The following is a 520-nucleotide window of genomic DNA, read 5'->3' as shown; positions in this document are numbered from 1 at the left end:
GTTAAAGAAAAATTGCAAGAAAACTGGCACACGATTGTCAAAGAACGCATCTATACTGCGTTGGTTGAAGGCGTCGTTCGCAAACCCCAGGGGAAGATAGAATCTTGGCTAACCGAAAGTAAAACGATGAAAGTCTATTCAAACGACTACGATAACGGTGGCAAGCACGCAATTACCCACTTCAAGAAAAAGCAAAATAGTGCGAACTATACTTTATTGGAGGTTGAACTTGAAACAGGACGCAAAAACCAAATCCGTATTCATATGGAAGACATCGGCCACCCAGTTGCCGGCGATAAAAAATACAGCGCACGAACGAATCCGCTGAAACGCCTCGGCTTGCACGCAACTACCATCGCCTTCACTCACCCAAGTACAGGAAAAGTAGTGAGATTCACATCCCAAGCACCAAAAAGCTTCCTAAAGCTATCAAGATAAAGAAAAGTCATCCGACAGGGTGACTTTTTTCGATTTGATCAATAGAAAAGGGCGTCGAGCACCGGCTCGACGAACCGCAAAT

Annotated in this window: 1 protein-coding gene; it reads left to right on the top strand. The window is 44.6% G+C overall.

Annotated elements, in window-relative coordinates; translation table 11 throughout:
• On the top strand, positions 1–438 hold a 438-nt coding region (locus tag ACEN33_RS12480; RefSeq protein ID WP_407095217.1), incomplete at its 5' end, for an RluA family pseudouridine synthase.
• Positions 439–520: the final 82 nt, after the last annotated feature.

The sequence above is a fragment of the Ruoffia sp. FAM 24228 genome, from assembly GCF_045528575.1.
Taxonomy (GTDB): domain Bacteria; phylum Bacillota; class Bacilli; order Lactobacillales; family Aerococcaceae; genus Ruoffia; species Ruoffia halotolerans.
Note: the sequence above shows the minus strand (reverse complement) of the source record. Positions and strands in the feature narration are given on the sequence as shown.